Origin of the sequence: Paraburkholderia sp. BL25I1N1 (assembly GCF_003002025.1) — a bacterium.
GTDB lineage: Bacteria > Pseudomonadota > Gammaproteobacteria > Burkholderiales > Burkholderiaceae > Paraburkholderia.
Genome location: NZ_PVZB01000009.1, coordinates 59,952 through 78,346 on the forward strand (window position 1 = coordinate 59,952; position 18,395 = coordinate 78,346).

The following is an 18,395-nucleotide window of genomic DNA, read 5'->3' on the forward strand; positions in this document are numbered from 1 at the left end:
GTCCCATGCAGTCTCATCGCGGTCGACGGCAGTTAGCGCTTTAGCGCTTACTGCTGTCCCATGCAGTCTCATCGCGGTCGGCGGGAGTTAGCGCTTTAGCACTTACTCCCTCCCCAAGCACATACTGCGGGCTCGTCGCTTAGTTGCGCACCGGCTTGCCGGTCTGCAGCATGCCCATGATCCGTTCCTGCGTCTTTTGCGTGCCGAGCAGATCGACGAACGCACGACGCTCGAGTTGCAGCAGCCATTCTTCATCGACCAGACTGCCCGCTTCCACATCACCGCCACACACCGCTTCCGCGATACGGCTCGCGATCAGGAAATCGTGCTCGCTGATGAATCGGCCATCGCGCATGTTGACGAGCGACGCCTTGATGGTCGCGATCGCCGAACGCCCGGCCACCGGCACTTGCGTGACGCGCAGCGGCGGACGATAACCCGCCGACGACAACGCGCGCGCTTCCTTCTTCGCCACGTCGAGCAGTTCGAACACGTTGAAGACGATGGTGTCCGACGGCTTCAGGTAGCCCATCGCGCGGGCGTCGAGCGCGGAGGCCGAAACCTTCGCCATCGCCGCGTTTTCGAACGACTTCTGCACGAACTTCAACAGATCGTTGGTTGCACCCACCTGCGTCGCCGCTTCCGCCGCGCGCAGCGCCGCTTCCTTCAGGCCGCCGCCAGCCGGCACGAGACCGACGCCGACTTCCACCAGACCGAAATAGCTTTCGATGTGCGCGACCCGCTTCGCGCTGTGCAGCGCCAGTTCGCAGCCACCGCCGAGCGCGATGCCCGACACGGCCGAGATAACCGGCACGCTCGCGTACTTCACGCGCAGCATGCCTTGCTGGAATTTCTTCACGAACGGCTCGATGCCCTTCGCGCCGCCCATCATGAACGCCGGCATGGCTTCTTCGAGGTTGGCGCCGGCGGAGAACGGGCCACCCGGCGTGCCGAGTTTCAGCGACGTCGGCTGCCACACCACCAGACCCTTGTAGTCCTTCTCGGCCAGCTCGATCGCTTGCGTGAGACCGTCGATCACCGACGGTCCTATCGTATTCATCTTGCTCTTGAACGACACGATCAGGACATCGTTCTCGCCCGCGCGGTCGTCGACCCATGCACGCACCGCGTCGGTTTCGAACAGCGTCTTGCCGTAGGTCTTAGGATCAGCCCTGGTTTCGCCGACCAGCGGCGCACGGAACACCTGCTTGTCATACACCGACAGCGACGAGCGCGGCACGAAGGTCTTCGAAGCCGGCGACCACGAACCTTCGTTCGTATGCACGCCGCCCTGCTCGGCGACCGGCCCTTCGAGCACCCACGACGGCAGCGGCACGTTCGAGAGCGCCTTACCGGCCGCGATATCTTCCTGCACCCATTCGGCGACCTGTTTCCAGCCGGCCGTCTGCCAGCCTTCGAACGGACCTTCGTTCCAGCCGAAGCCCCAACGGATCGCCAGATCGACGTCGCGCGCGTTATCCGCGATCGATTCCAGGTGCACGCCGATGTAGTGGTACACGTCGCGGAAAATTGCCCACAGGAACTGCGCCTGCGGATGCTGCGATTCGCGCAGCAGCTTCAGACGCTCCGCCGGCGGGCGCTTCAGAATGCGGCCGACCAGTTCGTCCGCCTTCGCGCCGCCGTCGACGTACTCGCCGGTTTTCGCGTCGAGCACCTTGATCGCCTTGCCTTCTTTCTTGTAGAAGCCGCCGCCGGTCTTCTGACCCAGCGCGCCCTTCTTTACGAGTTCAGCCAGCACTGCCGGCGTTTCGTAGACCGGAAAGAACGGGTCGTCCTTCAGCGTGTCCTGCATCGTCTTGATGACGTGCGCCATCGTGTCCAGACCGACCACATCGGCGGTACGGAACGTGGCCGACTTTGCACGGCCCAGACGCGCGCCGGTCAGGTCGTCCACTTCGTCGAAACGCAGGCCGTATTTCGCGGCTTCGGTCACGACGGCGAGGATCGAGAAAATCCCCACGCGATTGGCGATGAAGTTCGGCGTGTCTTTCGCACGCACGACGCCCTTGCCGACCACGCTCGTCAGGAACGACTCGAGTTGATCGAGGATTTCCGGGCGCGTGGTCGCGGTCGGGATCAACTCGACCAGGTGCATGTAGCGCGGCGGGTTGAAGAAGTGCACGCCGCAGAAGCGCGCCTTCAGTTCATCCGAGAAACCCTCAGACAGCGCGGTGATCGACAGACCCGACGTGTTGGTCGCGAAAATCGCGTTCGGCGCGAGATGCGGCGCGACCTTCTTGTACAGGTCGTGCTTCCAGTCCATGCGCTCGGCAATCGCTTCGATCACGAGATCGCATTCGGCGAGCTTTTCGATGTCGTCGTCGTAATTTGCGGGCTGGATGTATTGCGCGTCGTCCTTCACGCCGAACGGCGCCGGCGACAGCTTCTTCAGGTTCTCGATCGCCTTCAGCGCGATCGCGTTCTTCGGGCCTTCCTTGGCGGGCAAGTCGAACAGCAGCACGGGCACCTTGGCGTTGATCAGGTGCGCGGCGATCTGCGCGCCCATCACGCCGGCGCCGAGTACGGCGACCTTGCGAATGATCAGATTGCTCACGTCGTTCCTCCGGGGAGTTATGCGATGTCGCGAAGCTTCATGGACGCTTCGCGATGTGTGGCTGACGGGAGGCGCCGCGGGTTCGACACGCGCGGCGCCTGCCTTGATGTTTGCCTGAAGGCGGGGCTTAGAACAGCGCTTCTTCGACGTCCATCAGCGACTTCGAACCCGCGCGCGCCTGACGGATCGTCATCGCCGTTTCCGGCAACAGCTTCGCGAAGTAGAAGCGCGCCGTGGCGAGCTTGGCCTTGTAGAACGGATCGCCCGAAGCTTCCTTGTCCAGCGCAACGCGTGCCATGCGGGCCCAGAAGTACGAGAACACCAGGTGGCCGACGGTGCGCAGATACGGCACGGCGGCGGCGCCGACTTCGTCCGGGTTCTGCATGGCCTTCATGCCGATTTCCATGGTCAGCTTCTGCACCTTCTCGCCGATGTCGGCGAGCGGGTTGATGAACTCCTGCATTTCCGGCTTCACGCCTTCGGCTTCGACGAAATCGGACACCAGCTTGCCGAACTTCTTCATCTTCGCGCCCATGTCGCCGAGAATCTTGCGGCCGAGCAGGTCGAGCGCCTGAATCGCGTTGGTGCCTTCGTAGATCATGTTGATGCGCGCGTCGCGCACGTACTGTTCCATGCCCCACTCGGCGATGAAGCCGTGGCCGCCGTAGATCTGCATGGCGTGGTTGGTGCTCTCGAACGCGTTGTCCGACAGGAACGCTTTCAGGATCGGCGTGAGCAGCGCGACGAGGTCGGCGGCTTCCTTGCGCACGGATTCATCAGCGTGCGACAGTTCCTTGTCGATATGCAGCGCCGACCAGTACGAGAACGCGCGCGCGGCTTCGGCGTAGGCCTTCTGCGTGAGCAGCATGCGGCGCACATCCGGATGCACGATGATCGGATCAGCCGCCTTTTCCGGCGCCTTCGGGCCGGTCAGCGAACGCATCTGCAGACGCTCTTTCGCGTACGTCAACGAGTTCTGGTAACCGATTTCGGTCAGGCCCAGGCTCTGCATGCCGACGCCCAGACGTGCGGCGTTCATCATCACGAACATCGCGTTCAAGCCTTTGTTCGGCTCGCCGACGAGCCAACCCTTGGCGTTGTCGAGATTGATCACGCAGGTCGCGTTGCCGTGAATGCCCATCTTGTGTTCGATGGAGCCGCACTTCACGCCGTTGCGCTCGCCCGGTTCGCCCGCTTCGTTCGGCACGAACTTCGGCACGATGAACAGCGAAATGCCCTTGGTGCCCTTGGGCGCATCCGGCAGACGCGCGAGCACCAGGTGAACGATGTTCTCCGCGAGATCGTGTTCACCGCTGGAGATGAAAATCTTCGTGCCGCTGATCGCGTAAGAGCCGTCGCTGTTCGGTTCGGCCTTGGTGCGCAGAATGCCGAGGTCGGTGCCGCAATGCGGCTCCGTCAGACACATCGTGCCGGTCCAGACGCCCGCGACCAGCTTCGGCAGATAGCGTTGCTGCAACTCCGGCGTGCCATGTGCATGCAGACATTCGTACGCGCCGTGCGAGAGCCCCGGGTACATAGTCCACGCCTGATTCGCCGAGTTCAGCATTTCATACAGCGCGTTGTTGACGAACGCGGGCAGGCCCTGGCCGCCGTATTCCGGATCGCAGCCCAGCGCGGGCCAACCGGCCTCGACGTATTGTGCGTAGGCTTCCTTGAAGCCCTTCGGCGTGGTCACGACGCCGTCGCCGACATAGGTGCAGCCTTCCTGATCGCCGCTGTGATTAAGCGGGAACAATACTTCGGAGCAGAACTTGCCGGCCTCTTCCAGCACCGCGTTGATCGTGTCGGTATCGAGATCCGCGTGCTTCGGCATCTGCTTGATTTCGGCTTCGACGTTGAGCAGTTCGTGCAACACGAATTGCATGTCGCGCAGCGGCGCGGCGTACTGTCCCATGACTCTCTCCAAGTTTGACAAGAAGCCAGGCCGTTAGCTGAGTCCGTGGATCGGAACTTTCTGCGCCGCTGAATCCGCCGGATTGGCGGCGACGCTGCTAACGGCTTTCGCTTTGATACGAAACAATCAATTTTTCCAGCGCGGCCCACGTGAGACGCACCGCATCCGGCAAGTGCAGGAAGCGCGCGTCGTGATGCAGACCGAGCGTGAAGCTGTACAGTTCGAACAGCATCAGTTGCGGATCGGTGTCGGCACGCAGATGCCCTTCTTCCATTGCCTGCGAAATCGCCCGCGTGAGCGCGGCACGCCAGACCGTCACGCTCGACACCAGTTGCTCACGCACCGGGTTATCCGCGCGATCGTCGTATTCGACGGCGCCGCTGATGTAGATGCAGCCGGTGGTGACTTCCTGAATGCGTTTCTCGATCCAGCGGGAAATCATCGCGCGCAAGCGCGGCAATCCACGCGGCTCGCGCAAACTCGGGAAAAACACCTCGTCTTCGAAACGACGGTGATATTCGCGCACGACCTCGACCTGCAAATCCTCGCGCGACCCGAAATGCGCGAACACCCCGCTTTTGCTCATCTGCATGCGCTCGGCCAGCAGCCCGATGGTCAGACCTTCCAGTCCGTCGCGGCTTGCCAGGTCAAGTGCTGCATCGAGAATTGCGGCTCGCGTCTGTTCGCCTTTTCGCATAGCTTTTTACCGTTCTAATGTGACCGAAAGAAAATCGAACGGACGTACTATTATTGAGTGCTGCCGTCCGCGAAACAAGGACTTTATTAGAAACCGGTTTCTAACCTGGTTTCAATTCTGCGGCATCCGTCAATCAGAGGAATGAGATTTTTTAGAGGCGTTTGCCTTAAGTTTGTCTTTGAGAGAGCTCGCTCGTCCAAGTACACGCTTTCTCTGACCCACGCAGCCGGGCCGACATGATGCAGCAAGTCGGTGCGAATGCAGAAGCGTTTGGCGTATCGCGGGTATTGGGAATGATGCGGCGGCGCTGTCGAGCACGGGCTGAAACGGCCCTCGGCGGTCCCGGGACACGCAGGCCCGACAAGGGGTTGCCGCCATGGCGGCAACCCGGTCAGGCTGACATGGTGGGAATGTGCGGGAGGAAAAGGTGCGCGTCAGGGCGTAGCGTCCTGCGCCGCGAAGGTCTGCTTCAACGCTGCGGCGACCCGTTCCAGCACGTCACTCCAATCGCCGCGCCGCGTCTGCGTGAAAAGACGCAATCCGGGATACCACGGGCTGTCGTCCCGGCCATACAGCCAGCGCCAGCAGCCCGCGAAACGGTTGAGCAGCCAGACCGGCTTGCCCATCGCCGCGGCAAGATGGGCGACCGAGGTATCGACGGAAATCACCAGGTCGAGGTTGTCGATCAATGCCGCGGTGTCCGCGAAGTTCGCGATTTCGTCTGTCCAGTCGATCAACTGCGCGTTGCTTGCGGTGTCTGGAAGTTTGGCGGGATCGTCGGTCTTTTGCAGGCTGATCCAGCGCACGTAAGGGAACCCCAGCAACGGCGCGATTTGCGCGGCGGCAAGACTGCGCAGGCGATCCACGGCGATGCCCGAATGCCCGCCCGCCCAAACCATGCCGACGCGCGGCAGATGCGGCGCCGGCAGCGCTTCGAGCCGCGTACGCCACGCGGCGGCGAATTCGGCGTCCGCATGCAGATAGGGAAGCTCGGCCGGGATCGTGGCCACTTGCGTGGCGAACGCCATCGGCAGCGACATCAGCGGAATGTATTGATCCCAACTGGACAGTTCGGGCGGCACGGCGTCGAGCAACTCAAGCCTCGGCCAGCGTGAACACAATGACTGTTCGTAGAGGCGGCGCAACTGTGGCGGGCAGACGTAGCCGACCCGGGCAAAAAGCTTGAGTGCCAGCGCAAGATAGCGCACGAACTGCAAGCTGTCGCCAAGACCTTGCTCGTGAAGCACGAGAAGGCGTTGCGTCGATGTCTGCGTCGTTGGTGGGCCTGAAGCAGTAGAGGCGCCCTCGCCCCGCCAGCGCGGCAGCGGCACTTCTACCGGCACCGGCGCGGGCCGGCCATCGGACTGCTTGAAACTGACCCAGCGGTCCTCGAAATATGGCCAGGCTTCTTCGTAGCGACCGGTCGCAAGCAGCGCCATGGCCAGATTGTTACGCGCGACGAGGTTGCCGGGCGCCAATTCCATAGCGCGCCGATAGTGACGCTCGGCCTCGTGCATTGCGCCGAGGTCCGCGCAGACACGGCCGAGATTGTTATGCGCCGCCGAGTGGTCCGGATCGAGTTCGAGCGTGCGTCGATAGCCGATGGCGGCGTCCTCGATCTGGCCAAGATGTTGCAGCGTCAACGCAAGGTTGTAGTGGAACGCGACGAAGTCCGGCTGAATCGCGAGGCCCTGCCGGATACTTTGCACAGCGCCGGCAAGGTCTCCAAGCTCCAGGTGAATGGCGTAGAGCGTGTTGAACAGAATCGGCTCCGGGCGGATGCCGATCGCGCGTTCGAGCCAGCGCTGCGCGTCTTGTGCATCGCCCGCTGCCAGTGCGAGTAAGCCCCGCAAATGGATGGCGCCGACATGCGCCGCGTCTTCGGCGAGGATTCGATCGGCGAGCACCCGCACGACGTCATGACGACCGGCCTGATAGGCCTGCACGGCCTCGTCGTGAAGACTGGCATGCTCGATCGATCTGGAGGAAGTGGGAACGGACATGGTTCGCGAATGGGTATCCATGGCGCAGCCGATCCGCTTGCCGTGAACGCGCAGTCGAAACGGCGGCGAGGCTTGACGAAGGAGACGGTCCGACTGGCGCTAGCGCACGCCCCGACCGCTCGATTTATGAAGAGCGCAGATTATCTTTAGCGAGGTGTGCGGCGTCTCTAGGATCAATCCGAAACGCGGCCCGTCATGCGGTCATGCGGTCATGCGGTCATGCGGTCATGCAAGGCAAAACAAGGCGTGGCGGGTTCACCGGTGTCGTTCACAAGCGCATCGCCGCGAGTCAGTCGTACCCGCCCACCGTCAGCACCTTCATCACGGCCCGATAGGTCGTGTAGGCAAGCCAGTTGAGCGCGCGTTCGCCCGCCGGCCGGGCGTCGTAGCGCGCTTCGTCGATACGGCGCGAGTCCTTGAAGGCGACGAGGATCGCTTCGCGCAGTGCGTCGATCGACGGGTCGTTCACCAGCACCACATTGGCTTCGTTGTTGAGCATCAGGCTCAGCGCGTCGAGGTTCGACGAGCCGACCGTTGCCCAGTTCGAATCCACCACCGCGACCTTGCCATGCAGCAGCGTTTTCTCGTACTCGGCGATCTGCACGCCGGCCCTGAGCAGCGCGCGATACAGAAACGGCACCGCGTAATCGAGCGCCTTGAATTCTTTGCGCCCGATAATCAGCTTCACGACGACGCCGCGTCGCGCCGCGAACACCAGCGCGCGCCGCAGCTTGCGGCCGGGCATGAAATACGGATTGGCGAGCAGCACTTCGTTGCGCGCCTGGCCAATCGCGACCAGATACGCTTTCTCGATAGCACGCCGGTTGATCAGGTTGTCGCGCGCGACGAACGCCACGCACGGCTGGCCGCCCGCCCACAATTCCTCGTTACGACGCCGGCGGCGACGGCGCAGACTGCCGAGCGAGGCCGCGGTCTTCGGCCCGAGATCCGGCTCCATCGACTCGATCGGCCGATGCCCGAGCCGAATCCGCCGCCATTGCACCTCGAACGCCTGGCGGATATCGGCGACCACCGGTCCATGCAATTCGACCGCGAAGTCCCAGCGCCGGTACGGCAGCTTCTCACCATTGTTCTCGTAGTCGTCGACGATATTGATCCCGCCGCAGTACGCGAACTGATCGTCGATCACCGCCAGTTTGCGATGCGTGCGTGAAAAGCCGAAGCGGCCGAACAGATGCGGGTTGTAGATGCGATGCTCGATGCCGGCGACGGACCACTCGTCGAACAGCGGCAAACGCGCGGTGCCGATGCCGTCGGTGATCACGCGCACCTTCACGCCACGCGCGGCCGCACGCAGCAGCGCCGCGCTCACCGCCTTCCCGGCGTCGTCATGGCAGAAGATATAAGTTTCGAGCACCACGTCGCTCTGCGCGGCATCCACGCGCGCGATCAGAGCGCTGAAGAACTCGTCGCCGGAACGCAGCAGCTTGACGTCGTTGCCGCTGGTGAAGCGGTAACGCTGCCAGTAGCGGCGACCGAGCAGCGATTGCCGCAGTCGGGCGAAGCGGCGCGCGCCGCCGACGCTCACCGGCCACGCTCCGTGGGATGCCCAACGACAGCACGCCCACTGAGCCGCTCATGCAACCTTTTAGGCAACTGCAGGATCGCATCGGCATTCGACGACGAAAAACAGCGCGACGCCGCCTCGTCATACGGCAGCCACAGAAACGCGGTGTGCTCGCGCGGCGCGAGCGTGACCTCGAGTTGCTCGGGCACCTGCAAGCTGAACCAATGCTCGGTGTTATGGATCACGCCTTCGGCATAGCGATGGCGGAACTCCGGGTAGATCTCGTATTCGATCGAATATTGCCAGTCGAACAATGCGTTGTGCGGCACTTGCGCACCGCCCACCACAATGCCGGTCTCTTCGGCGACTTCGCGCGCCGCCGTCTCGGCGAGCGGCTCATCGAGCCGGTCTTTGGAGCCCGTGACCGACTGCCAGAACCCGGCGTGATCGGCACGCTCGATCAGCAGCACGTCGAGCGCGGGCGTATGGATGATGACGAGTACGGATTGCGGAATCTTCGGCGGTTTCGGCATGGCGTGAAAACTGTGCGCAATGCTTGCGCGGTACATGTCGGAGATCGGACCAGGAAGCGGTCGAACGCAGTTGCATCGACTGTAACGCAAAAAACGAAAAAGGCGCATCACACATGGTGATCACGCCTTTTCCGTTGCGCCGGCTGTCGTTTTCAGACAGCACTGACTGGACTCAAGCCATTACACCTTCGGTTCCGGCTGACGCAGACGGATGTGCAGTTCACGCAACTGGCGCTCGTCCACTTCGCTCGGCGCCTGCGTGAGCAGACACTGCGCGCGCTGCGTCTTCGGGAACGCGATCACGTCGCGGATCGAGTCGGCGCCGGCCATCATCGTAACGATGCGGTCCAGACCGAATGCGATACCACCATGCGGGGGCGCGCCGTATTGCAGCGCGTCGAGCAGGAAGCCGAACTTGGCTTGCGCTTCCTCCGCGTTGATCTTCAGCGCGCGGAACACCTTGCTCTGCACTTCTTCACGGTGGATACGCACCGAACCGCCGCCGATTTCCCAGCCGTTCAGCACCATGTCGTAGGCCTTCGCAAGGCAGCGCGCCGGATCCGTTTCCAGATACTCGAGGTGCTCGTCTTTCGGGCTCGTGAACGGGTGATGCGCGGCGACGTAGCGGTTGTCTTCCTCGTCGTATTCGAACATCGGGAAGTCGACCACCCACAACGGCTTCCAACCGCTCTCGACGAGACCATTGGCCTTGCCGAATTCCGAATGGCCGATCTTCAGACGCAGTGCGCCAAGGCTGTCGTTCACCACCTTCGCGCGATCCGCCGCGAAGAAAATGATGTCGCCGTCTTGCGCGCCGGTGCGCTCGATGATCGCCTTGACCGCTTCGTCGTGCAGGTTCTTGACGATCGGGCTTTGCAGACCGTCACGGCCCTTCGCGACTTCGTTGACCTTGATCCATGCGAGGCCCTTCGCGCCATAGATGCGCACGAATTCCGTGTAGCTGTCGATGTCGCCACGCGAGAGTTCGCCGCCCTTCGGCACGCGAATCGCCGCGACACGGCCGTCTTTCGTGTTGGCCGGCGTGCTGAACACCTTGAAGTCGACGTCGCGGACCGCATCGGTCAGGTCGGTGAATTCGAGCTTCACGCGCAGATCCGGCTTGTCCGAACCGAAACGGCGCATGGCTTCCGAATACAGCATGACCGGGAATTTCTCGTCCAGCGTGACGCCGATCGTTTCCTTGAACACATGACGGATCATGTCTTCGAACAGATCGCGAATTTCCTGTTCCGACAGGAACGAGGTTTCGCAGTCGATCTGCGTGAATTCTGGCTGACGGTCGGCGCGCAGGTCTTCGTCGCGGAAGCACTTGACGATCTGGTAGTAGCGATCGAAGTTCGCCACCATCAGCAGCTGCTTGAACAGTTGCGGCGATTGCGGCAGCGCGAAGAACTGGCCCGGGTTCGTACGCGACGGCACGAGGTAGTCGCGCGCGCCTTCCGGCGTGCTCTTGGTCAGCATCGGCGTTTCGATGTCGATGAAGCCGAGCGAGTCGAGGTACTTGCGCGCCTCGATCGCGACGCGGTAGCGCAGACGCAGGTTGTGCTGCATCTGCGGACGGCGCAGGTCCAGCACGCGATGCGTGAGACGCGTGGTTTCCGACAGGTTGTCGTCGTCGAGCTGGAACGGCGGCGTGATCGACGGGTTCAGCACGATCAGCTCGTGGCACAGCACTTCGATCTTGCCGCTCTTGAGCGCGGCGTTCGTGGTGCCTTCCGGACGGCCGCGAACCACGCCCTTGATCTGCAGGCAGAACTCGTTGCGCACGCCTTCGGCCGCCTTGAACATCTCCGCGCGGTCCGGGTCGCAGACGACCTGGACGAGGCCTTCGCGATCGCGCAGGTCGATGAAGATGACGCCGCCATGGTCGCGGCGGCGACTCACCCAGCCGCACAGCGAGACGGATTGGCCCAGCAGTTCTTCGGTCACCAGACCGCAGTATTGAGATCTCATCGACATGATGTTTGTCTTTCGTTTTGCATTGGTTGAACGGCGCGTGGCATGGAAACGCTACGCGCCGCGTTACAGCGGAGGCTCGACTGTCGTGCGGCGCACCGGCGCCGGGGGCGCGGACGGCGCCACGACGCCCATCGAGACGATGTACTTGAGCGCAGCGTCGACCGTCATGTCGAGCTCGATCACTTCGCTCTTGGGCACCATCAGGAAGAAGCCGGAGGTTGGATTCGGCGTAGTCGGCACATACACGCTGACGTGATCTTCTTTCAGGTGGTTGATGACGTCGCCGCCCGGAATGCCGGTCAGAAACGCAATCGTATAGGAGCCGCGGCGCGGGTACTCGATCAGGAGCGCCTTGCGAAACGCGTTGCCGCTGCTCGACAGCAGGGTATCGGACACCTGCTTGACGCTGGTGTAGATCGGGCCGACCACCGGAATGTGAGCGACCACGACTTCCCACCACTTCACGAGCTTCTGCCCAATGAAGTTTTGCGTCAACAGTCCAACGACAAAGATGAAGGCGAGCGTGAGCACTGCACCGAGGCCGGGCAGGCGAAAGCCGAACAGGCGCTCCGGCTGCCACGCGCGCGGCAGCAGAAGCAGCGTCTGGTCCATCGTGCCGATGATCAGTCCGAGCACCCACAGTGTGATGGCCAGAGGCACCAGCACCAGCAGGCCAGTCAGGAACACCGATTTGAGTGTCGTTTTTTTCGTCGTCATGTGTACCGCCAGAAAGCCGCGCGGGCCGAAGCCCAAGGCGCGGCGTGTGCGCCGCCCCGGAGGGCGGCAGTGCGACTAGGTGCTGCCGGAACCGCTCGAACTCGCCGAAGCGGCCGGTGCGGCAGCAGGCGCGGAGGGCGTCGCAGCCGTGTTGCCGGCCGGCGCCGCGTCGGTTTGCGTAGCGCCGTTACTGGCGCTCGCGTTCTCGCCGGAGGCGCCATTCGAGGCGCCGTTGGCGTCGGGCTTGGCCGGCGCGCTCGCGCCGCCATTGCCGCCGCGAAAATCGGTCACGTACCAGCCGGAGCCCTTCAACTGGAACCCGGCAGCGGTGACCTGCTTGCGAAATGTGTCTTTCCCGCACTCGGGACACTGCGTCAACTGCGGGTCGCTGATCTTCTGAAGCACGTCCTTCCCGAAGCCGCATGACTCGCAACGATAAGCGTAGATCGGCATGATCTTTTTCCCTACTGAAATCTGGTAAACGCTTGCAAAGCCTTGAATTATAGCCGCAAACGATATCTTCCCCCCGGATTTTGGGGACCAGCGCCCGACGCAGGCGCCGGTGCGTTAAATGGGGGCGGCGGTAGTCGAATCAAGTGCGGCGGGCGCCGCCGCCAAGCGCGACAGCTGCGCGGTCAAACGCGGCGACGCCAGGTTAGCCAGCGCTCACGTCCCGCGAAGACGGCAATCGAGTCGTGCACGGCTTCGTCTTCGATCAGCTCGAAGTGCGGCGTGAGCAGCGCGTCGAGTTCCGCGCGCTCGATGCCGAACGGCGGCCCTTTCGGCGTCGCGCCGATAAAAAAGAACCCCGCGAGCAAGCCGCCAGCGGGTAACAGCTCAGCCATTCTTCGTGCGTAGTCGATGCGGCGCGCGAGCGGCAGCGCGCAGAGAAACGCGCGCTCGTAAATCCAGGCGGGTGCGAAAGGCGGCTTGTACGTAAAGAAGTCCGCCTGCTCCACCAGATGCGCATGCTGTGCGCCCAGTTGCTCATGCGCCGCCGCAACCGCAGCCGGTGAAAAGTCGATCGCCCGGACCGGGTAGCCGTGCCCGGCCAACCAGACCGCTTCGTACGCGCTGCCGCAGCCTGGAATCAGCACGGCGGCGCCGGCATGGCGCGCGGCGAACGACTCAAACGCGGACGGCACGCCCGCCTGATCCCACGGCATGAAACCGCGCTCGAAACGCTCATCCCAGAACTCGGGCGAGTTGGGATCGCGGCTCTCAAATTCAGGCGCGGAAGGTTGGGTCGGGTCGCTCATCAATTACCTCGCAGGGGATCGCAATCAACCGCCGTAAGCAAGCGCCAGAAACACCCGCGTCAGCACCGCCCCGACGCCGACCGCCACACCGAACAGCAGCAAGCCTTGCAACAGCCGGTTGGTGCGCTTCTGCTCGAGCAGAATCTGGCGAATCATGTCGTCGTTCGCGCCGCGCTTGTTGTCGTGGCGCTCGGCCAGCACGTGATGAATCAGGCGCGGCAACTGCGGCAGCGTCTTGCTCCACTGCGGCGCCTCGATCTTCAGACGCTCATACCAGCCGCGCAGGCCGATCTGTTCGTTCATCCAGCGTTCGAGGTAAGGCTTGGCCGTCTTCCACAGATCCAGTTCGGGATCGAGCGAGCGACCGAGCCCTTCCACGTTCAGCATGGTCTTTTGCAGCAGCACCAGCTGCGGCTGAATCTCGACATTGAAGCGGCGCGAGGTCGAGAACAGGCGCATCAGCACCTGACCGAGCGAAATATCCTTCAGCGCGCGATCGAAGTACGGCTCGCAGACCGCGCGGATCGCACTCTCGAGTTCTTCGACGCGGGTAGTCGGCGGCACCCAGCCCGACTCCAGATGCAGCGTGGCGACGCGATGGTAATCGCGCTTGAAGAATGCGAGGAAGTTCTGCGCGAGGTAGTTCTTATCGAAGTCCGACAGCGCGCCGATGATGCCGAAGTCGAGCGCGATATAGCGGCCGAAGTGCGTCGGATCGAGACTCACCTGAATGTTGCCCGGGTGCATGTCGGCATGGAAAAAACCGTCGCGGAACACCTGGGTGAAGAAGATTTCGACGCCTTCGCGCGCCAGCTTGGGAATGTCCACGCCGGCCGCGCGCAGCGTCTCCACCTGGCTGATCGGCACGCCGACCATGCGCTCCATGACCAGCACCGTAGGCGTGCAGAACTCCCAGTACATTTCCGGCACCAGCAGCAGATCGAGCCCGGCAAAGTTGCGCCGCAACTGGCTGCCGTTGGCCGCCTCGCGCATCAGGTCGAGTTCGTCGTGCAGATATTTGTCGAATTCGGCGACCACCTCGCGCGGCTTCAGACGCTTGCCGTCGGCCCACAACCGCTCAGCCCACACGGCGATGTCGCGCAGCAGGGCGAGATCGGAATCGATCACGGGCAGCATGTTCGGGCGCAGCACCTTCACGGCCACCGCCTTGCCGACGTGCTGCCCCGCCTTCACCGTGGCGAAGTGCACCTGCGCGATCGAGGCGCTCGCCACCGGCACCCGCTCGAAGTCGTCGAACAGTACGTCGACCGGTGCGCCGAGCGCGTTCTCCACCAGCCGGATCGCCACCGCCGATTCAAACGGAGGCACCTGATCCTGCAGCTTGGCGAGTTCGTCGGCGATATCGACCGGCAGCAGATCGCGCCGCGTCGACAACACTTGCCCGAACTTGACGAAGATCGGGCCGAGGCTTTCCAGCGCGAGCCGCAGACGCACGCCCGGCGGCGCGTCGAACTTGCGGCCGATCGTGGTGATACGCAGCAGCAAACGCACGCGCCGGTCGTTGACGCGGCTGAGCATCATCTCATCGAGACCGAAGCGGATGACCGTAAAGAAAATCTTGAGGAAACGCAGAAAACGCATGGTTGTGCCCGGTGACTAGCGCGTGCCGCGCGACGTGGCGGCGCCGCCCGGCGCATCAGCGCCGCGGGCTTCGACCTTCTGTTCAAGACGCTCGAGGCGTTTTTCCACACGCGCCAGTGCGTCGCGCGCGCGGGCCAGTTCGACGTTGAAGTCCTCCAGCGCGGCGCGGCGCACCAGTTGCGGATTCTCGTCGAGCAGATATTCGGCGGCAGTGTCAAGCAGGTTGCGCCCGGTGCGCTGCACGTGTTCGCCGACCGTGCGCACCACCGAGGCCACGCGCCACGCCGGACCGTCGCCGATGAACCTGGCCAGATATTCTTCCGGCTCCCAGCGAAGATGTTCGGCGAGCTTGGCGATCACGGTGGCGAATTCGGCGTCGCCTTCGATCTTCACATGCTTCATTACTGCCGCCTGGCCGCCTTGTACGAAGGCGGGCAGCGCGTCGGACGACACCGAAATGGTTACGTCGAACTGCTGCGCCTCCGTGGCCGCGACCGCGCTCAGATAGCCGTCCGGTTGCACCAGCAGCATCAGCACGACCGGTGGACAGGACAGTCTCGCGGTCTTGCCCGCGTAGGGAGCGAGGCGCTCACGAGCCCACGATTCGCGGGCGAGCAGATGGTTGACAGCAGCAGCGAAAGGCTTGGCGGCGAGGGTCATTGAAAGTGGCAAGAAAAAACCCGCGCGAGCGAGGTGCCCGCGCGGGTTCCTATTGTAACGTCCGTTCGCTTCGCGGCCTGCTATGCCGAACGGCCAACGTACGGTGCGAATCCAGAAGGCGCTGCTGCGTCACGCGGCCCCTGTCGCACCGCCGCTTCAGTGCTGCGCGACCTGCTGGATGCCGGCCAGCAGCCAGCCTTCGCCGGGGCGATTCGCCTTCGACAGGTTCCAGACTTCGACGAACGGCTCCGCCGCCGCGCCCGGTGCCTCGCGAATCAGGCCCGAGAAGCGCACGCTGGCGAAGTATTCGTTCGCGCGCTCTTCCACGCCCAGCAGTTCGGCGTTCAGTTGAACGACGTCCGTCTGATTCCTCTCGGCGCCACGCGAAGACAGATCGACCTTCACCTCGGCGAACATTTCCGGCGTGGTGAATTCGCGGATGTCGTCCATGTTGCCGGCGTCCCATGCGGCTTGCAGACGCACGAAGTAGACCTTGGCGTTGCGCAGGAAGGCTTCCGAGTCGAAGCCGGCCGGCACCACAGGCGCGGCGTTGATGGTCGGCGTGGTGAGCGGATTGCCTTGCGGTTCGAGGTACGAGCCGGACGGCGGCGCGCTATAACGCGGTTCCTGCGAATAGCCGGTGCCGCCCGAATTCAGCGACGGCGAATTGCCCGCGTAAGCCGGTTGCGCCGAGTCACGCTTGCGGCCCATGAAGCGGCGGATCAGCCAGATGCCGATCATGGCGATGACCGCAATCACGATGATATTGGCCATGGCGCCGGCGAACGCGCCGCCCAAGCCAAAGTGCGACAGCAACGCGGCGATGCCGAGACCGGCCGCCAGACCGGCGATCGGCCCGAGCCAGCGCGACCGGTTAGGCTGCGCGGCCGGAGTCGGCGCGGGCGCCGGAGCGGGCTGCGCACGCTGCTGCATGGCCTGATTGCTTTGGGAAGGTTGCGACGGCGCGGACTGCTGCGTCACGCTGTTCGACTGACGGCCAATGCTACGGCCACCGCCCATGCGGCGAGCTTCCGCATCGAGCGAAGCGAGGGAGCCGGCCATGATCAGACCGACCATCGCGATCAGTCCGATTCTTCTCACCAGCGACCGCCCAACCTTACGGGGAGATAACACACCTGAATCGGACATTTTCGTACTTTCCTTTAAAAATCGATGGGTTAGGAACCCTAGTATTTGGTCCCCACATGTAAAGCTACCACGCCAGCTGACAAATTGTAATATTTGACGCCGTCGAGACCCGCTTGTTCCATCATTGTTTTCAAAGTTTCCTGGTCCGGATGCATCCGGATCGATTCGGCGAGGTATTGATAGCTCTCGGCATCTTTCGCAAAGCGTTCGCCCAACCACGGCAACACCTTAAAAGAATAGACGTCGTAGACCTTCTTGAGCGGATCCCATACCTTCGAAAATTCCAGCACCAGCAGACGCCCCGCCGGTTTCAGCACGCGCCGCATTTCCGCCAGCGCCACGTCCTTGTGAGTCATGTTGCGCAAGCCGAATGCCACCGTCACTACGTCGAAGTAATTGTCCGGAAAGGGGATTTTCTCAGCGTCGCAAAGCAGCGCCGGCGTGATCACGCCCTTATCCAGCAGACGGTCGCGGCCCACGCGCAGCATCGATTCATTGATGTCGGTATGCCAGACCTCACCGGTGTCGCCCGCCTGCTTTGCGAACGCCTTCGACAGATCGCCGGTGCCGCCCGCAATGTCGAGCACCTTGTAACCCGGCCGCACGTTGGCCTGGGCGATCGTGAACATCTTCCACGCGCGGTGCAACCCGCCCGACATCAGGTCGTTCATCAGGTCGTAGTTGGCGGCAACCGAGTGGAATACGCCCGCCACCTTCTGCGCCTTGTCCTGTTCGTCGACCGATTGAAAGCCGAAGTGGGTTTTGCTCATCGCGCTCGTCCTTTCGCGTATTCTGAAATGTTGCGCCGCATCAGTGCGGCGTTCGGGGCGAATCGTATCAGTGACAGTGCCCGTGCGCAGCGCCGGCCTGAACCATCGGCGTATCGCGGTCGACGCCGGCCGCCTGAAGTTTGGCGAGATAGTCGCGCCAGAGTTCATCCTGGCGCACGGCCATGTCGTACAGCAGGTCCCACGAATAGATGCCGGTGGCGTGTCCGTCCGAGAAAGTCGGCTGCAGCGCGTAGTTGCCGACGCCTTCGATCATGGTGATCGTCACTTCGCGCTTGCCGGTCTGCAACGTTTCCTGGCCGGGCCCATGGCCCATCACTTCCGCCGACGGCGAATACACGCGCAGCAGTTCGAACGGCAGTCGATAAGATTCGCCGTTTGCGTACTGCAATTCGAGCACACGCGATTTGGAATGCACGACCACGCCGGTCGGCACTGGCGTATCGGGAGTTAGTCCACTCATGTTGACCTCATAGAGAACGCCGCCTCAATTCTTCCTGCCCTTCGCGGGCCCGGCGCGAACGCGACAGGTTCGGGAGCGCTCGAACTCAAGCCAGCGCCTGTTCGATTTCCTGCCGCACCGCTTCGCGCAGCAAGGTGGCTTGCGCGCGGCGCGACGACAGCATGGCTTCGGACACCGTGCGCTGGCGCGGCGCCCAGATGGGCAGCGGAAAATGAGCGTCGTTCGAAAACCGCGGAATCACATGCCAGTGCACGTGCGGCACCTGGTTGCCAAGGCTCGCCAGGTTCACCTTGACCGGCTGAAGGATGCGCCGGATCGCGCGCTCGACCGCGTACACGGCCTTCATCACGCGATCGCGGTCGTCTCCGTCAAGGTCGGAAAACTCGGCCACATGCTCATTCCAGATGACCCGGCAAAAGCCCGGGTAATCGTGTTCATCGGCGAGTACGACACGCAAGGTGTCGTCGTGCCACAGCACATCGCCGCCATCTTCACGGCAAAAAACGCATTCCATCGTCGGCCTCAG

General features: G+C 63.0%; 16 protein-coding genes. All 16 read right to left on the bottom strand.

The features are described from left to right. Positions 1–139: 139 nt before the first annotated feature. Complete coding sequence (locus B0G73_RS15000; RefSeq protein WP_106282000.1) at positions 140–2,575, bottom strand: 3-hydroxyacyl-CoA dehydrogenase/enoyl-CoA hydratase family protein; 2,436 nt, start codon at positions 2,573–2,575, stop codon at positions 140–142. A gap of 127 nt (positions 2,576–2,702) precedes the next feature. After that, positions 2,703–4,490, bottom strand: a complete 1,788-nt coding sequence (locus B0G73_RS15005; RefSeq protein WP_106282002.1) for an acyl-CoA dehydrogenase C-terminal domain-containing protein — start codon at positions 4,488–4,490, stop codon at positions 2,703–2,705. Positions 4,491–4,587: 97 nt separating this feature from the next. Continuing rightward, on the bottom strand, positions 4,588–5,187 hold the full coding sequence (locus B0G73_RS15010) for a TetR/AcrR family transcriptional regulator (protein ID WP_106282004.1): 600 nt from the start codon (positions 5,185–5,187) through the stop codon (positions 4,588–4,590). A 434-nt stretch (positions 5,188–5,621) separates the two neighbouring features. Continuing rightward, positions 5,622–7,190, bottom strand: coding sequence for a tetratricopeptide repeat protein (locus B0G73_RS15015; RefSeq protein ID WP_258193323.1), 1,569 nt, complete (start codon positions 7,188–7,190; stop codon positions 5,622–5,624). A gap of 289 nt (positions 7,191–7,479) precedes the next feature. Continuing rightward, positions 7,480–8,739, bottom strand: a complete 1,260-nt coding sequence (clsB, locus tag B0G73_RS15020; RefSeq protein WP_106282008.1) for a cardiolipin synthase ClsB — start codon at positions 8,737–8,739, stop codon at positions 7,480–7,482. Beyond that, a complete protein-coding gene (gene nudB, locus B0G73_RS15025) occupies positions 8,736–9,251 on the bottom strand; it encodes a dihydroneopterin triphosphate diphosphatase (RefSeq protein WP_106282305.1) in 516 nt (171 codons plus the stop codon). The genes clsB and nudB overlap by 4 nt, the downstream gene beginning before the upstream one ends. A gap of 180 nt (positions 9,252–9,431) precedes the next feature. Then, a complete protein-coding gene (gene aspS / locus B0G73_RS15030; protein ID WP_106282010.1) occupies positions 9,432–11,231 on the bottom strand; it encodes an aspartate--tRNA ligase in 1,800 nt (599 codons plus the stop codon). A gap of 63 nt (positions 11,232–11,294) precedes the next feature. After that, the gene (locus B0G73_RS15035) at positions 11,295–11,948 is read right to left on the bottom strand and encodes a DUF502 domain-containing protein (RefSeq protein ID WP_012431717.1); all 654 of its coding nucleotides are present in this window, start codon (positions 11,946–11,948) and stop codon (positions 11,295–11,297) included. Between the two features lie 75 nt (positions 11,949–12,023). Next, positions 12,024–12,401 carry an FmdB family zinc ribbon protein gene (locus B0G73_RS15040; protein WP_106282011.1) on the bottom strand — a complete coding sequence of 126 codons (378 nt, stop codon included), beginning with the start codon at positions 12,399–12,401 and terminating at the stop codon, positions 12,024–12,026. A 182-nt stretch (positions 12,402–12,583) separates the two neighbouring features. Then, positions 12,584–13,207, bottom strand: coding sequence for a methyltransferase domain-containing protein (locus tag B0G73_RS15045; RefSeq protein WP_106282013.1), 624 nt, complete (start codon positions 13,205–13,207; stop codon positions 12,584–12,586). Between the two features lie 24 nt (positions 13,208–13,231). Then, a complete protein-coding gene (gene ubiB, locus B0G73_RS15050) occupies positions 13,232–14,809 on the bottom strand; it encodes a ubiquinone biosynthesis regulatory protein kinase UbiB (protein ID WP_106282015.1) in 1,578 nt (525 codons plus the stop codon). A gap of 15 nt (positions 14,810–14,824) precedes the next feature. Beyond that, positions 14,825–15,469 (bottom strand): SCP2 domain-containing protein, encoded by a 645-nt coding sequence (locus tag B0G73_RS15055; protein ID WP_106282016.1) that lies wholly within the window; start codon positions 15,467–15,469, stop codon positions 14,825–14,827. 156 nt (positions 15,470–15,625) lie between these two features. Further along, the gene (locus B0G73_RS15060; protein WP_106282018.1) at positions 15,626–16,618 is read right to left on the bottom strand and encodes a Tim44 domain-containing protein; all 993 of its coding nucleotides are present in this window, start codon (positions 16,616–16,618) and stop codon (positions 15,626–15,628) included. Between the two features lie 38 nt (positions 16,619–16,656). Beyond that, positions 16,657–17,388, bottom strand: a complete 732-nt coding sequence (gene ubiE / locus B0G73_RS15065) for a bifunctional demethylmenaquinone methyltransferase/2-methoxy-6-polyprenyl-1,4-benzoquinol methylase UbiE (RefSeq protein WP_012431711.1) — start codon at positions 17,386–17,388, stop codon at positions 16,657–16,659. Between the two features lie 67 nt (positions 17,389–17,455). Continuing rightward, the gene (locus tag B0G73_RS15070) at positions 17,456–17,869 is read right to left on the bottom strand and encodes a gamma-butyrobetaine hydroxylase-like domain-containing protein (protein ID WP_106282019.1); all 414 of its coding nucleotides are present in this window, start codon (positions 17,867–17,869) and stop codon (positions 17,456–17,458) included. 85 nt (positions 17,870–17,954) lie between these two features. After that, positions 17,955–18,383 carry an HIT family protein gene (locus B0G73_RS15075; RefSeq protein WP_106282021.1) on the bottom strand — a complete coding sequence of 143 codons (429 nt, stop codon included), beginning with the start codon at positions 18,381–18,383 and terminating at the stop codon, positions 17,955–17,957. Between the last annotated feature and the right edge of the window lie 12 nt (positions 18,384–18,395).

What these genes read in the sequence shown, in the direction of transcription:
- aspS (WP_106282010.1), bottom strand. Translation starts at nt 11,231, where the DNA reads ATGTCGATGAGATCTCAATACTGCGGTCTGGTGACCGAAGAACTGCTG.
- B0G73_RS15035 (WP_012431717.1), bottom strand. Translation starts at nt 11,948, where the DNA reads ATGACGACGAAAAAAACGACACTCAAATCGGTGTTCCTGACTGGCCTG.
- B0G73_RS15015 (WP_258193323.1), bottom strand. Translation starts at nt 7,190, where the DNA reads ATGTCCGTTCCCACTTCCTCCAGATCGATCGAGCATGCCAGTCTTCAC.
- B0G73_RS15055 (WP_106282016.1), bottom strand. Translation starts at nt 15,469, where the DNA reads ATGACCCTCGCCGCCAAGCCTTTCGCTGCTGCTGTCAACCATCTGCTC.
- B0G73_RS15005 (WP_106282002.1), bottom strand. Translation starts at nt 4,490, where the DNA reads ATGGGACAGTACGCCGCGCCGCTGCGCGACATGCAATTCGTGTTGCAC.
- B0G73_RS15060 (WP_106282018.1), bottom strand. Translation starts at nt 16,618, where the DNA reads ATGTCCGATTCAGGTGTGTTATCTCCCCGTAAGGTTGGGCGGTCGCTG.
- B0G73_RS15075 (WP_106282021.1), bottom strand. Translation starts at nt 18,383, where the DNA reads ATGGAATGCGTTTTTTGCCGTGAAGATGGCGGCGATGTGCTGTGGCAC.
- ubiE (WP_012431711.1), bottom strand. Translation starts at nt 17,388, where the DNA reads ATGAGCAAAACCCACTTCGGCTTTCAATCGGTCGACGAACAGGACAAG.
- B0G73_RS15040 (WP_106282011.1), bottom strand. Translation starts at nt 12,401, where the DNA reads ATGCCGATCTACGCTTATCGTTGCGAGTCATGCGGCTTCGGGAAGGAC.
- B0G73_RS15070 (WP_106282019.1), bottom strand. Translation starts at nt 17,869, where the DNA reads ATGAGTGGACTAACTCCCGATACGCCAGTGCCGACCGGCGTGGTCGTG.
- B0G73_RS15010 (WP_106282004.1), bottom strand. Translation starts at nt 5,187, where the DNA reads ATGCGAAAAGGCGAACAGACGCGAGCCGCAATTCTCGATGCAGCACTT.
- nudB (WP_106282305.1), bottom strand. Translation starts at nt 9,251, where the DNA reads ATGCCGAAACCGCCGAAGATTCCGCAATCCGTACTCGTCATCATCCAT.
- ubiB (WP_106282015.1), bottom strand. Translation starts at nt 14,809, where the DNA reads ATGCGTTTTCTGCGTTTCCTCAAGATTTTCTTTACGGTCATCCGCTTC.
- B0G73_RS15045 (WP_106282013.1), bottom strand. Translation starts at nt 13,207, where the DNA reads ATGAGCGACCCGACCCAACCTTCCGCGCCTGAATTTGAGAGCCGCGAT.